Source organism: Paenibacillus suaedae (assembly GCF_032337355.1).
Classification (GTDB): domain Bacteria; phylum Bacillota; class Bacilli; order Paenibacillales; family Paenibacillaceae; genus Paenibacillus_B; species Paenibacillus_B suaedae.
Genome location: NZ_JAVYAA010000004.1, coordinates 246,848 through 261,304, shown reverse-complemented (window position 1 = coordinate 261,304; position 14,457 = coordinate 246,848). Strand labels below are relative to the sequence as shown.

Annotated in this window: 11 protein-coding genes and 2 pseudogenes; 6 read left to right on the top strand and 7 right to left on the bottom strand. The window is 44.4% G+C overall.

What is annotated here, in order from left to right; all coding sequences use genetic code 11:
- The first annotated feature begins 81 nt into the window (after positions 1-81).
- Positions 82-801: a pirin family protein gene (locus RQP50_RS18155; RefSeq protein WP_315746284.1), complete on the top strand. Its 720-nt coding sequence runs from the start codon at positions 82-84 to the stop codon at positions 799-801.
- A 129-nt stretch (positions 802-930) separates the two neighbouring features.
- Here the strand turns inward: RQP50_RS18155 and RQP50_RS18150 are convergent, their stop codons facing one another.
- Complete coding sequence (locus tag RQP50_RS18150) at positions 931-1,602, bottom strand: N-acetylmuramoyl-L-alanine amidase family protein (RefSeq protein ID WP_227775026.1); 672 nt, start codon at positions 1,600-1,602, stop codon at positions 931-933.
- Positions 1,603-1,811: 209 nt separating this feature from the next.
- Between RQP50_RS18150 and RQP50_RS18145 the strand changes: the two are divergent.
- Positions 1,812-1,913, top strand: a pseudogene (locus RQP50_RS18145) (SAM-dependent methyltransferase); the annotation flags it as partial.
- Between the two features lie 164 nt (positions 1,914-2,077).
- Positions 2,078-3,796 carry a phospho-sugar mutase gene (locus tag RQP50_RS18140; RefSeq protein ID WP_315746283.1) on the top strand — a complete coding sequence of 573 codons (1,719 nt, stop codon included), beginning with the start codon at positions 2,078-2,080 and terminating at the stop codon, positions 3,794-3,796.
- 373 nt (positions 3,797-4,169) lie between these two features.
- Here the strand turns inward: RQP50_RS18140 and RQP50_RS18135 are convergent.
- Positions 4,170-4,277 (bottom strand): annotated as a pseudogene (locus RQP50_RS18135) (cation:proton antiporter); the annotation flags it as partial.
- Positions 4,278-4,475: 198 nt separating this feature from the next.
- On the opposite strand from RQP50_RS18135, the gene RQP50_RS18130 reads away from it, so the two are divergent.
- Entirely contained in the window at positions 4,476-5,555 is a 1,080-nt protein-coding gene (locus RQP50_RS18130) for a M42 family metallopeptidase (protein WP_315746282.1), read from the top strand.
- A 146-nt stretch (positions 5,556-5,701) separates the two neighbouring features.
- On the opposite strand, the gene RQP50_RS18125 is transcribed toward RQP50_RS18130, so the two are convergent.
- The gene (locus tag RQP50_RS18125; protein ID WP_315746281.1) at positions 5,702-6,214 is read right to left on the bottom strand and encodes a dihydrofolate reductase family protein; all 513 of its coding nucleotides are present in this window, start codon (positions 6,212-6,214) and stop codon (positions 5,702-5,704) included.
- A 161-nt stretch (positions 6,215-6,375) separates the two neighbouring features.
- Positions 6,376-7,149: an AAA family ATPase gene (locus tag RQP50_RS18120; protein WP_315746280.1), complete on the bottom strand. Its 774-nt coding sequence runs from the start codon at positions 7,147-7,149 to the stop codon at positions 6,376-6,378.
- Positions 7,150-7,254: 105 nt separating this feature from the next.
- On the opposite strand from RQP50_RS18120, the gene msrA reads away from it, so the two are divergent.
- Together msrA and RQP50_RS29365 are read left to right on the top strand one after the other, a co-directional pair.
- On the top strand, positions 7,255-7,848 hold the full coding sequence (gene msrA, locus RQP50_RS18115) for a peptide-methionine (S)-S-oxide reductase MsrA (RefSeq protein ID WP_315746279.1): 594 nt from the start codon (positions 7,255-7,257) through the stop codon (positions 7,846-7,848).
- Between the two features lie 273 nt (positions 7,849-8,121).
- Positions 8,122-8,466, top strand: coding sequence for an SMI1/KNR4 family protein (locus tag RQP50_RS29365; RefSeq protein ID WP_083545316.1), 345 nt, complete (start codon positions 8,122-8,124; stop codon positions 8,464-8,466).
- Between the two features lie 1,646 nt (positions 8,467-10,112).
- Here RQP50_RS29365 and RQP50_RS18105 read toward each other — a convergent pair.
- The 3 genes from RQP50_RS18105 to RQP50_RS18095 form a co-directional block, all read right to left on the bottom strand.
- Positions 10,113-10,874 (bottom strand): hypothetical protein, encoded by a 762-nt coding sequence (locus tag RQP50_RS18105; RefSeq protein ID WP_072731000.1) that lies wholly within the window; start codon positions 10,872-10,874, stop codon positions 10,113-10,115.
- 1,191 nt (positions 10,875-12,065) lie between these two features.
- Positions 12,066-13,183 (bottom strand): IS3 family transposase gene (locus RQP50_RS18100; protein ID WP_315746277.1). Its coding sequence is split into 2 segments (ribosomal slippage): positions 12,066-12,937 and positions 12,937-13,183, totalling 1,119 coding nucleotides; the frame shifts between segments, so codons are not numbered across the junction.
- Between the two features lie 286 nt (positions 13,184-13,469).
- The gene (locus RQP50_RS18095; protein ID WP_072730998.1) at positions 13,470-14,444 is read right to left on the bottom strand and encodes a diaminopimelate dehydrogenase; all 975 of its coding nucleotides are present in this window, start codon (positions 14,442-14,444) and stop codon (positions 13,470-13,472) included.
- Positions 14,445-14,457 lie beyond the last annotated feature (13 nt).

Sequence of the window (14,457 nt, the reverse complement as noted above, 5' to 3'; positions counted from 1 at the left end):
AATCAAAGACTCTGTTCATCAAGGCATACAACTGCCGAACCTAATCGTACAGAATATGAACCATAGTGGGAGGACTCTACAATGAACACGACAATGAAACGTTCCATCCAACGGGCTGGAGACCGCTATCATAACAACCATGGTTGGTTGAAGACATACTTCAGCTTCTCCTTCGCTGATTACTATGACCCAGAAAATATGCACTTCAGCGAACTGCGTGTACTAAATGATGACCATATTGCGCCGGGTACTGGTTTCGGTCTACATCCCCATAAAAACATGGAAATCGTAACCGTCGTCTTGAAAGGTGAACTGGAGCACCAGGACAGCACGGGCAACCGCGAAATTATTGTGCCTGGTCAAATTCAACGAATGAGCTCCGGAACAGGGATCTACCATGGTGAAGCGAATGCGTCCAGCTCTGAGCCGCTTGAATTGCTGCAATTATGGTTTATGCCGGAACGACTCGGGATCGACCCATCCTATGAGACGCATACTTACGGCTTGGAATCTATCCAGAACCGCCTGCTTCCGGTCGTATCCAATCACGCAGAAGAGCTTGGAACTGCCCATATTCATCAAGACATGACGATGTACTTGGGCCAATTCCCAGAGAGAGAAGAAGTGACTATCGAACTACGACCGAACCGCTCCCTGTATGTATTCGTGATGGAAGGCGAAGTTGGCTTCGAGGACGGTGAAGTACTACATCGTCGTGATGCAGCTCGTATCAAGAATGCCGATACGATGAAGTTCCACTTCAGACCAGGCACTCATGTGATGGTCATCGATTTGCCTTAATCATTTTTCTCTATTTTGCCTCCTTCCCAATTCATATATAATAAAAAGAACAAGGGATACACTGCGGTGCAGCCCTTGTTCTTTTTATATCTACTTTTCAATTTGTACCCTGCTCTCTTACATTCCGTATTAACGCAGCACGTCTATGATTCCATCAACAATTGTCTTAGCCGCTTGTTCTTGAAAAGCCTGTGACTTCATTCGCTTCTCATCATCATGATTGGAGATGTATCCAAGCTCAAGTAGGATCGACGGTCTTGAATTATCCCGCAGCACCATATAATCCCCCACATGTACGCCACGATCTCGCATATTGAAGCTCTGCTTCAGATGCTCATGCATCGTATTGGCAAGCTGCCAATTGTTATCATCGTAATAGTAGGTCGTCATTCCTTCTGCTTCTCCCGTATCGAAAGCATCATAATGAACGCTCACATAGAGATCTGCTGACTTCTCTTCAGCGACGTCAATTCGCTGCTGCAAAGATACCGTCTCGTCCTGCTCTCTTGTGACCACAACCTGTGCGCCTGTCCGTCGCTGAAGTTCGCGCTTAATCGCCTGAACGGTCTGCAGCGTCACATTCTTCTCCAGTGTGCCCTGCTGGCCAACCGAGCCTGAATCGTGTCCCCCATGCCCGGGGTCAAGAACAATCGTCTTTCCTACTAATTGCTGCCCTCCACCTTCTGGTGTTCGTAGAAGGACATGCTCTTCCTGCGAACCGTGTACATCCTGCATATAAACATAAGTCGAGAGCCCCAAAAATAGGAGCGCCGATAAACATACCATAGTCAATCTTTTCATTCGTAGACTACCTCTTCCCTTCTCTATCGATCTCGTTGATGAAACTAGTTTACTAGCCTCATATCAAGATGAGATAAAGATCGGGTAAAGAAAAAAGCCACTTTCTTGGAGAAAGTGGCTACAGCAGCGCTTTCATTGTTATTGCTGCCTCTTATACTAGTAAAATTGACACAACAATTTCCAAGAACGAACTGCATTGAATCTGGTCACAGAAGCGCCTCCTGCAGTCTGTTCGCAGCTTGCTTACAGATAACGGGATATTCATCTTCGATACACGCTTTCCGACCTCAGACGAGCTGCTTCAAGCATCATTTTGGTTTGTAAATCATATATTTGTTTCATTGTTCAACAGACTCTACATGATTAGGAATAAAAAGGAATCTATGATTTTTACACATGCATGAACCTTCATTATCCAGTACAATAGGGAAAGTAACCGTCAGGTAAATGATTCTTTTGAAGGAGGATTTCACGAATGGACACTGCACTGCATGCACAACAAGCCTACGATGCGTGGTTGAACGATGCACACATTGATGAGGCGACGAAGGCAGAATTGCAGCAGATTGCTGACAACGAACGAGAAATTACAGACCGTTTCTATAAAGACTTGGAATTTGGTACAGGTGGCTTGCGCGGCGTTATTGGCGCGGGCAGCAACCGCATGAATGTATATACAGTAGGCAAAGCCACTCAAGGTCTTGCCCAATACTTGAAGTCAGAAGAAGCCGCTCCTTCCGTCGCGATTGCTTACGACTCTCGCCACTTCTCTCCAGAGTTCGCGCTTGAAGCAGCCTTGGTTCTAGCAGGCAATGGCGTAAAGGCATACGTATTCGAAAGTCTACGCCCTACTCCTGAGCTGTCTTTCTCTGTGCGGAACCTGAAGGCAAGCGCAGGCATCGTGGTAACGGCAAGCCACAACCCGCCAGAGTACAACGGGTACAAAGTATACGGCAACGATGGTGGACAAATTACACCACATACAGCATCGCGCGTCATTGCTGAAATTCGCGGCATCGCATCATTCGCGAGCATTCAGAAGCTAACCCGTGAGGAAGCAGAAGCACAAGGACTCCTCGTGTGGCTTGGACAGGAAATGGATGAAGCATACATAAATGCCGTTGCTTCCGTCAGCCAAAATGAAGATATCATTCGCGCATCCAGCGATTCATTCCGTGTACTCTTCACACCGCTTCATGGTACAGGCAACAAGCCTGTACGTGCTGTATTGGATCGCATCGGCTTCCAGCAGGTTCGCGTCGTAGCGGAACAAGAGCTTCCAGACGGCAGCTTCCCTACCGTGAAGTCACCGAATCCAGAAGAGCGTGAGGCATTCAGCATTGCCATTGAGCAGGCTAAATCTTGGGATGCGGACATCATCATGGGTACAGACCCGGATGCAGACCGCATGGGTGCTGTTGTGAAGAATACGGACGGTGAATATGTCGTACTGACCGGCAATCAGTCCGGAGCGATCATGGTACATTATTTGCTGGACGCGATGAAGACCAAGGGGACATTGCCAGCGAATGGAGCTGTGATCAAAACAATCGTAACGAGTGAGCTCGGTGCAGCAATCGCTCAATCCTTCGGCATGACGGTATTCAACACGCTCACTGGCTTCAAATATATCGGCGAGAAGATGACAGAATTCGATCGCACAGGAGAGCATACCTTCATCTTCGGCTACGAAGAAAGCTATGGCTATTTGGCAGGCAACTATGCACGCGATAAGGACGCTGTTATCGCAGCTATGCTCATCAGTGAAGCTGGAGCTTATTACAAAGCACAAGGCAAGACATTGTACGAAGTACTGCAAGATTTGTATGCGCAGCACGGTCATTATCTCGAAGGCCTGCAAACACGTACGTTGAAAGGTGTGGAAGGCGTAGCGATCATCCAAGGTATTATGAATAATTGGCGTGAAGATGCTCCTTCTACAGCAGGCGGTGTGGCCATCACCTTGACTGAAGACTTCGCACAAGGCCTATACGATCTGCCGAAGGAAAATGTACTGAAGTTCCACCTCGAAGATGGCAGCTGGTTCTGCCTCCGTCCATCCGGAACCGAACCGAAGATTAAGATGTACTTCGCCGTGAAGGGCTCGACTGGCGAAGATGCTGCAGCACGCTTGCAGCGCGTATCGGAAGACGTAATGTCGCGTATCGATGCATTTATTCAAGCGCAATCCTAATATCCATCATTGTGTTATCAAATAGATGTAATTTGCGCCGCCGTCTCAGCTTTCTCTGCGGGATGGCGTTATCATGACGCGGCATCGAACAAAAAACAGCAGCTCCGGAGCATCAGATGCTCTGGAGCTGCTGTTTTTCTTTATCCGTATGCGTTTCCGATTAAATATTCTTGCAGTGTATTCTAATATACTAATCCGTTGCCTTGCTCGCCTTGGCGTCCCTTTATTCTTTTCCGTTACGTAACCCCGATTTGGAATGCCTTTATACGTCTCCATTGCGACACTCTGACACGATACACCATTATGCTTCCCTTATACGGTAAGCTCAATTTACCTCTTCAGCTCTTCCACGTACTCAACCGAGCCTGTAACAATCAGCGACGACCGGAATAATCGCCAGCCTGAATCGGTGCAGAGCAATTGGCGTCAGGAAGGCAACAATCAGTACGATAACCAGTGATGTTAACGAATGATGATTCAATTCAATTCCTCCTTATCTCTAGCTTCATGCGCTTACTTAGTGTGGCATCATGAAACAGTGTTGAAAATGTTCATCTCTTTCTTTCCATTTCATACCTCAGCAGCAAGACATGTTCCTCGTGATACACGCTTGCATCCTGCATCAAATCGGTTCATACTAAAATGATGAACAGGCTTTAGTGATGAAAGGAGCAATCCCATGCAACAGGAAACGTTAGAATTATTCCGCACGCTGACGGAATTCCCTTCCGCTCCCGGCTTCGAACGGGAACTGCGTGCCTTGGTAAAAACTGAATTATCCAAATATACAGAGGAATTCGTGCATGATGCACTCGGCAGTGTCTTCGGCGTTATGCGCGGCGACGAGCAAGGCCCTCGCGTTATGGTAGCCGGCCATCTCGATGAAGTTGGCTTCATGATCACGCAAATTACACCAAACGGGATGTTGAAGTTCCAACCGCTTGGCGGCTGGTGGGGACAAGTTGTACTCGCCCAGCAGGTTGAAGTTATTACGCCAAACGGCCCACTTCCAGGTGTTGTAGGCTCCATTCCGAAGCATCTGCTTGACGAAGCTACAGCGAACAAGCCTGTAGACGTGAAGCATATGTACATCGACATCGGTGCAGACAGCCGTGAAGAGGCTGAACAGGCGGGCGTTCGCCCTGGACAACAAATCGTCCCGGTCTGCAAATTCACTCCATTGCTTAATCCTAAGAAAATTATGGCTAAAGCATGGGACAATCGTTATGGGGTTGGACTTGCCATTGAATTGATGAAGGAACTTCATCGTGAGCAATTCAAGCTTCCAAATACATTGTTCTGCGGTGCAACTGTTCAAGAAGAGGTTGGTCTTCGTGGAGCCCGTACATCTGCCAACTTGATTCAGCCCGATATCTTCTATGCACTGGATTGCAGCGCAGCGAATGATATGACGGGTGACGTGAATTCCTTCGGCCATCTCGGCAAAGGTGCATTGCTTCGCATCCTCGATCCTACGATGATTACACATCGCGGTCTCGTGGAGTTCATCCAAGATATTGCGGATACATATCGCATTCCGTATCAATACTTTGTATCTCCAGGCGGGACAGATGCTGGCCAAGTGCATTTGAGCAACAAGGGTGTTCCTTCGACGGTCATCGGCGTATGCGGCCGCTACATCCATACACCTGCTTCGATCGTTCATACAGACGATATCGACGCAGCCAAAGAACTGCTTGTTCAACTGGTGAAGCATACTGACCGTACAACGTACAACACGATTGTAGAACGTTCGTAACGTTATTTCTTAAACCAAAATCGGCAATATGTAAACGAGATTGTACTTAGATGAATTCAACAAGAGCGCAGAACACTGTTCGCATGAACAGCGTCTGCGCTCTTGTTGTAAGGCTGAATCCCAAGAAATGAAGGATTCATTCCCTGTTATGAACGGGAATAATGCAGCTCTACGAGCCCCGAAGAATAGCTGTGCGTGCCAAGCAGATGATAGGTACGCATCGTATGATGCTGTGGAAATAGAGGAATGCCCCCTCCAAGCAGTATAGGGTGAATGAAGAGGCGAAGTTCGTCTACCCATCCTTCCTCCAGCATTCTGCCGATGATCTGCGCACCGCCTACAATCCATACTTGACGCTCCTTATCACCGAGCTTTGCCGACAAGGAAGCCATATCGGGAACATATGTCACGTAATCATCGCGACCTTGGCGGCTTGTCGTTAGCACATAGGTCTCCTTGCCTTCATAAAGATAGGCGCCGAAAGTCAACACTTGATCATAGGTGTGTCTGCCCATAATAAGCGTATCGATCGAACGGTAGAAATCCTCGTAACCGTAGTCTTGATCGGTGAACAGCCAATCAACATCACCATTGTCACGTGCCACATAGCCGTCCAGACTTATCGCAATATAGACATGATAACGCGAACTGTGCGCCATTCTTGCATCTCCTTTTCCATACCTATAGCAGGCTTCACTATACATAGCATACGGCAATGGACATATACTCATTCACAGCTTCAGGAATCGGTTCTTATCCACTCACTTCCCTATATCCCCCCGATGATCCCGCACACAACACATGGATGCCTCTCTACAAATCAATCCTCATCCGCTTCGAACAGCGTGCGAATCATAGCCCCCCGATCATTCATGAAGCTCTTCGTAATGATATAATGATCTGTCTCTTCCAGCTCCACCAGATGAACCCCATCTTCATTGAGCTGCCAGATCTCCGCATTCGGATAGGACATCAAGATCGGAGAATGAGTTGCGATAATGAACTGCGACTGCTTGTTCACAAGCTCGTGCATCCGTGCAAGGAGCGTCATCTGGCGGAGCGGCGACAGAGCCGCTTCAGGCTCGTCCATCATATACATTCCGCGCCCGCCGAAGCGGTGCAGGAACGTATTCAGAAATGACTCCCCGTGCGACTGCTCATGGAGTGATTTCCCCCCGAACGATTCCTTAATTTTCGGGCCTGGAGATACGATTGCATCCAGTTCTTCAATATTTGTCGCCACATTATAATAACTCTCCGCACGCAAGAAGAAACCGTCCTTCGGGCGCTGAACCCCCCGAGACAGCCGCAGATAGCGATATAGTTCAGAGTGTGTTGCAGATGTCGAAAATGAAAAATTCATCGATCCGCCTTCCGGATTGAAACCCCAAGCAACAGCAAGCCCCTCCAGCAAGGTAGACTTCCCTGTACCGTTCTCCCCGACAATAAAGGTAACAGGTTTGCGAAATGCAAGCTGGTCGAGGGAACGAATCGCGGTAAGATCAAAGGGATACTGATGGAAGGAAGGCACTTGTTCACGCAATAACGTTATTTGCCGCAAATAGAGTGGCGAAGATTCAAATAGGGAATTCATAGGCTCATTCCTCCTTGGCAGGTGAATCGTCTCGCGGTACACTGTTAGACAAGGCTGCGAGAAGTACAACCACATTATCTATGATTAGGAACAGGGAGGGCAACTATGATGACAACGTCTGCCGATCAATCCACATCCAGCACGTCTGAAGTTCAGAACAATAGAACCGCTACCGCAACATTCGCGGGGGGATGCTTCTGGTGTATGGTGAAGCCATTTGACCAATGGGATGGCGTCTATCGCGTCGTATCTGGCTATACGGGTGGGCATACCCCGAATCCTACATACGAGCAAGTAAAAAAGCAGACGACCGGTCATCTGGAGGCCGTGCAAATTACATACAATCCAGACATCATCTCGTATAGCACGATGCTTGAACTGTTCTGGGCGCAAATCGATCCAACCGATGACGGCGGCCAATTCCAAGATCGCGGTGAATCGTATACGGCGGCTATCTTTGTGCACAATGAGGAACAGCGCCAACTAGCTGAGGCATCCAAGCTGGCACTTGCTGAGAGTGAACGCTTCGACAAGCCTATCGTGACGCCAATACGCGATGCTGCACCCTTCTATCCTGCGGAAGACTATCATCAAGACTACTATCGCAAGGAGCCCGAGCATTATAAGGAGGAACGCTCCAAGTCAGGACGCGATGAATTCATTTCCCACTATTGGAAAGCAACAGATATAGAAGTATAGAAGCATGCTGCGGATTCATCTTTATTCGATATGAAAAGAAACGGAGGGACAAGCGATCGATACCGAACAATTTGTGCGTGACTTTACTCAATTGGGACCACACCAAGCAATGGCCGATGGGGTACGAGTAGAAGATTCCAAGTCCATTGAAACCATTACAGGATGCGTGCTCCCCGATAATTTCAAGCAATTATACAGCTTCTATAATGGAGAACTGCCTGGAGAGCATCTATTGATGCTAGGGTTCTACTGGATGACTCTGCAATATATTGAATACGAAATCGTCCTCTACTGGGGATTGCCGCCGAATATGAGTTCGACGCAATCTCGTATCAGAAGGACCATATTCAAGAAGTCACTTGGAGTCCCGGCTGGATTCCGATCAATGCCAATGGTTCAGTCAGTTATATCGCGCTTGATCTCGCTCCTGGCCCAAGCGGCACGAAGGGACAGGCCATTAACTCCGGCCGCGATGAACAGGAAACGGTCGTCATTGCCGATTCTCTGGGAACCTTTTATTCATTAATCATCGAAAAGTTTTCCAAACAGAGCGCTGCGGATACGATCAGGAGAAGTACTTTATCGTATGGAAGACGGGCCATTTGTTCGATGAACTGAAGGAGCCCCTTCTTCCCTCTCACTCCGCGGATGAAGCTGATCTTGCTAACAAGTGGAGTGGCTTAGATGAACGGTGGAAGCAGGAAATCAATCGCGTGCTTGGCAAGTTGATCCACTTCGTAAACAGGTGGGATACAAGGTGGAAGAATCAGAATAACGAACAAGTGAAATTATACATATCAAAAGCTGAAATCAAGTTGATTATGATTGGGCATTACTGGAGCCAAAAGATAGAATTTAGCTGCGCGATTTTCAGCAAAGAAGAGAATATCGGCTCTCATTCACAGTCAAACTTTTGATTGACTAGCTCTTATCGCTGGGAACCTTGCCATTAACATGGGAGGGACAAATTTTACTCTTTTTCAGAACGCCTAAATGATGGTGACCGGGCATTGGATGGGGGTGGAAAACGGAAAAGGTTCGATCATTCACTGTGTCTCACCATTTCCTTTTATCAATATTCATGAACCGTAAATTCTCGTTCATCCGGACTACAGTGGCTTATATCTCTTCATGGTTTGATAAACCAAATGTTATCGAATTGTCAGCGGTATTGGGTTAGGGGTTTGCATTGGGAATATTCTACGGTATGAGGACAAAAATTTCTTATTCGAATGTCATTTTATAAAGGCTTATCTGGAACTTTGTCGATTTCTGGTGAGATTGGGTTCAATCATATAAACTAATCGATTTATTGTTCTGAACTAATTCCTCAATTGTACTTCTCCGGAAACGCCACCTGATCGCAGTTTAAGAAAGCTAATAATTTCAAACAATTTAATAAAATTCAAAACATACTTGATAATTTATTCCCTCAATCAATTGTTGACCTCGTTTTGATTGGGCTCAGAGGATGATTTGAAATCGTTGGGAGCCTCCTCAATAATAAGATCGGAATTTTCGTTCTTTATATCGTTTACACTCTTTGATACCGGGATAGCCGTCATATTCTGCGAAGGATAATCCGTCAAGAAATTTCTCTATTCCTAAACCACATTATTAACGAGTCAATTGAAAGTAATATTATTATAATTATTAATGGTTGTGCAAATATATCATAAGGTAAGGGGGTGGCAAGAGAAATAATTACGTTTATGAATGTCATTCCTACAAATAGCGCAATGTTTAATAATAAGTAACGTATTAAAACTTTAATGTTATTACGAAAAACAATATGTAAGGTTATTACCGCGATATAAAATAAAAAAGAAAATAGATTAGCGAATGTAGAAACCCATTTTTCAAAATGGATCGCTGAGTCAAGCTCTTGCGAATGATTTAATCGATAATATTCTAGCAGTCCAAAACTGTAGTAAAATAAAAGAAGCAAAATAGTGTAAGCAATAAATAGTGTCTTTGACAAAGATATATTTTTACGAATTGCAGAGAAAAAATTCATTATCCCGCCCCCTTTAGCTAGTTCCTATTAAATGAATTCATTTTTTTAAAGACGCTTATTTTTCACTATTCATCAGGTAATCGATCCCTTGTGGTAAATGGGTCACCTTTTGAAATTTAACTTGGGATTCTAATCTTAGATACACCCAAGTCTTTCTCTTTAAAAGTTGAACATTCTCCATTGTCCCCCACTGTTTGGGTCTTGCCACGCCTAATAGTCAAGACTTAAACAGTGGAGGGACTTAGAGTTATTGAACTATATTTTGCATTCCTGAAGGATAAGCGTCAAAGGAGTCTACAAAGCTTCCAAAATCTACGTTGACGCCGTAAGTATAAGGACCCCAAACAGGGATTCCTACTGTAGCCGTCATATTGTAGCTAATATTAAAACTTGCTCTTGTGCCAGAATATGAGTTACCAGTATTGATGTTAGAAAGAGAGGTGGAAATGCCCCATCCAAAATTTGCGGAAAGATCAGCGTATGGCCCGTTTACTGAAGTAATCCGGAAATCATTTCCATAAGAGAAGCTGCCACTGAGAGTAACAACCCACTCTTTTGTAAAATGTCCTTTTGAGTCTGAAGCCATATGGTAAAATTTTTTTGTCACACTCTCACCACTAGCTAAAGTAGCACTTTTACTAGATTCTCCAGTACCAAGAGTATCTTGTATTTGTTCTACATAAGTTAAAGATAATTTTTTGTCAAGAATAGCTTGTTTAATTTCTTTATAGTCCCCACTATAAAAATGACTCTTATTACTCTCGATAAAATCCTTTGTCACATTAACTCCATTTGGATCTACTACTTTAACTCCATCGAGATCCTTGAAAACTTTACCGATATAGTCAACAAATTGTTGACTCACTTCATTTTTTCCCTCAACATTCATTACTTGAGCTACATTATCGCTAGCGTTGTCTCCTGAATTATCCGCAGCAAATGTTGAAGATGTATTCAAAGAAACCACTAATGAAAGTATAGCCATAATACTTAGAATTCGCTTTGCCATTTGTATTTCCTCCTATTAGATAAATCGAAAACCACAAAAAAATTTACACAAGAGCGCGTATATCATCTCCTTCAAGGAAAGTATTTTTTACATGGGTAATCATACCATTTATATATTAATTTGTAAATTATATGGTTATATTTTCCTGGATAATATGAGGGATCGGACTAGATTCTTTCGAAATGGGGCAAATACTCTTAGTTTTGGGATATGCGGGCAGCCGTTCCCGATTCCAAGAATCTCTTATGTATATTCGAAACTGATGGCACCCTGTATTATTTCAAGAGGGCACTCATTGCGGTAATTATTGCCTGACCTTTTCCCTAAGGATAATATGGATGTCACATGGATCAATATCAGGAATAACTACTCAAACATTCACTTCTCTCGGTATAGAACAGTCTACGGACGATTATTGGGCGAATAAAAGTCACATCTTGAATCTGCTCTTTCAACTTATCGAAATGAAACTTAGCATACTGAACTAATTTTGAGTCAGATATTTAATAAAGATGGGTAGATGATATTTATAACCTGATCAAATATAACACCTAAAAATTATTGTTTATCAGGCTTTGACCATTACTATCCTTATTGGACTCCAACTTATGCCTTCCTCTTTTTTCAGTACATAATTGAAATTACTGTGTCTCCAAACCTTAAATATATATTGGAAACTACTTTCATCAACACCGTTACTCCTCAATGCTCTAATAATGCGATCGAAATCAAACCGTCTAGCTGATTTTAATAAATTCAGGACTCTTGAATAGTAAAAAAAACACCGTACACGAATATCAATGACCCCATCAAGCCATTCACAGTAATATATATATCCTCTCATACTCGGACAGAGTATGATGAATTCGTTCAGTCTTCCACCCTTTGTGTCGAGTTAACTCCTGAAGTAATTTTATTGTCATGTGCTTGAATAAACGGCTGATAGTTCTTCTCCTACACCTTGTCCTCTTACTGTCTTAATGTATTTGCTTTGCAATTTTTTTCTTTCACTTCGCTTAGACAACTTCATCACCTCCAGAAATCCCCCCCTGTACCCCGATAAATCATCCTTTGGATCCGATACCCCTTAAAACAACTAATGGCCTCACCCCTCGATAACAAAGGGCAAAGCCATTAGCATAAATTGTTTTGTTGACACTAACTTTAATGTCATGGATTGTCAACACTAAATCAGACAGCTTTTTTAAGGGATAATCTTCTGTAATCTACTGGACTCATATAGCCTAAGGTTCCATGGATGCGATGTTTGTTGAACCAATTAACGTAGTCATATAGCTCCAATTCTAGGCGATGTAAACTTTGGAAGTTCATCTGATTTATGAATTCCGTCTTCATAATTTTAAACGTAGCTTCTGCAACTGCGTTATCATAAGGGCACCCTTTCATGCTTAAGGAACGACCGATCTTTAACGTAGCAAGTGTCTCATCAATCAACTTGTTCTTAAATTCACTACCACGATCGGTATGGAATAATTGAATTTGACTTAGATTTCCTTGCACAGAAGCAAAGGCTCGTGTGACTAAAGCTGCGTCCTTTTTCGGCCCTGCACTTGAGCCAATGATCTCTCGAATAAAGAGGTCAACTAATACACAGATGTAGTGCCATCTGTTTTTGACTTTGACATACGTTAGATCGCTTACAACGACGCGCTTAGCTTCAGATTGCTGGAACTTGCGGTTCAGTTCATTTACCTGTTGCGATTCGTTGCATGTTGTTTTGTGAGGTTTGTATTGAGCCACGGTGTATGTAGAAACAAGGCCTTGTTCCTTCATAATGCGGCCAATTCGACGTCTTGATACGATAAGTCCACGTTCGTGAAGCTTTGCTTTAATCTTTCTTGTACCATATGCATTTCGGTTCTTCTGGAAGATTTCAACGATTAGCTTCGTAATACCATCTTCATTACTGGAGTTTTTTGCTTCATAATAGTACGTACTTCTAGTTATTTGCAGGACGTCACACATTGCTGATACCGAGTATTTGTCGCGATTTTGATGGATGACACTTACTTTCGTCCCATGATCAGCGCTGCTTGCTTTAGAATGTCATTCTCCATTTTGAGTCGTTGGTTTTCTTTCCGTAATGCAATAAGTTCATTTTCTTCTGGAGAGCGGTTGTCCTTCTCTGAGAAGGAACCTGTTTGGTGGGCTTGTTTAATCCAGCGATCCAATGCAGATGCACTCAACTCATACTCACTTACAATGTCTGCTCTTGATTTCCCATTCTCGTATAGCTGAACCATCTGTTTCTTGAAATCATCTGTAAATGTTCGTCTTATTCTTGGCATAGTAGATCCGCTCCTTGTTATGATGTGTTAATTCTACTAGCCCTTAATTTTTCTGTCCAACTAAGTGTAGCCGATCTAGTCATCAGACACGTTCTTATGAGGTGTAACCGTATGTTTCCCCCTATAATTTAGTCTAGGATACTCGCTTTTCTGATATTTAGCATCGAATTTGTCCGTACATGTACACAAAACAAATAGACCGTCCCCTCGCTCTAGGTAACGGTCTATTTCCTGAAATATTTCCAGACTATTGCACCTTAAAGCATTTTTGCTCTAGGCTACGATATTATAATAACTCCTTGCGAAGCTGCTCCGGAGACTTCGGAGACAACAAGCCAAATGGAATATCAAATACCGTGCGAGCACCGGATTCGCCGCGCTTCGCCAGACGAGATACAGCACGAGCATAAGCAACGAGTACGCTTGCTGTGAATTCAGGGTTGCTGCCCAGATTCAAGCCGAACTCCATAATTTGCGATGTGCCTTCACCTGTCACGCCGCTGCGGAATACAAGACCGCCATGAGGCATGGCAGAGTGGTTCGCCTTCAGCTCTTCTTCGCTGATGAAGTTCACGATTGTGTCGTAATCCGCGAAGTAGTTCGGCATGGACTTGATTTCTTGCTCGATGCGAGCCTTGTCCGCGCCTTCTTCAGCAACAACGAAGCATTCACGCAGGTGCTTCTCGCGAGTGGACAATTCAGGGTTCTCCCCTTGACGTACCTTCGCAACAGCTTCCTCGGAAGGAATTGTGTATTGTACACCGTTCTTAACGCCCTCTACACGGCGAATTGCATCGGAGTGACCTTGGCTTACGCCACGTCCCCAGAATGTGTATTCATTGCCCTCTGGAAGAACAGATTCGAACAACAAGCGGTTCAAGGAGAACAAGCCTGGATCCCAACCTGTCGAGATAACTGCAACATGTCCGTTTCCTTGAGCAGCTTCATCGACAGATGCGAAATATTCAGGAATACGTGCATGTGTATCAAAGCTATCCACCGTGTTGAACATACGTGCAAGCTCAGGACCTTGCTCTGGAAGATCCGTTGCAGAACCTCCGCACAAAATCATTACATCTACTTTATCTTTGTAAGATTCCGCATCATTGAGTGAAAAGACAGGAACCTCTGCTTGTATGGATTCTGGGCTGCGACGTGTGAAAATGCCAACGAGCTCCATATCTGAATTTTGGCGGATCGATTTCTCTACGCCCTTGCCTAAGTTACCGTAACCTACAATACCTATACGAATAGATGACATGAGGTTGCTCCTC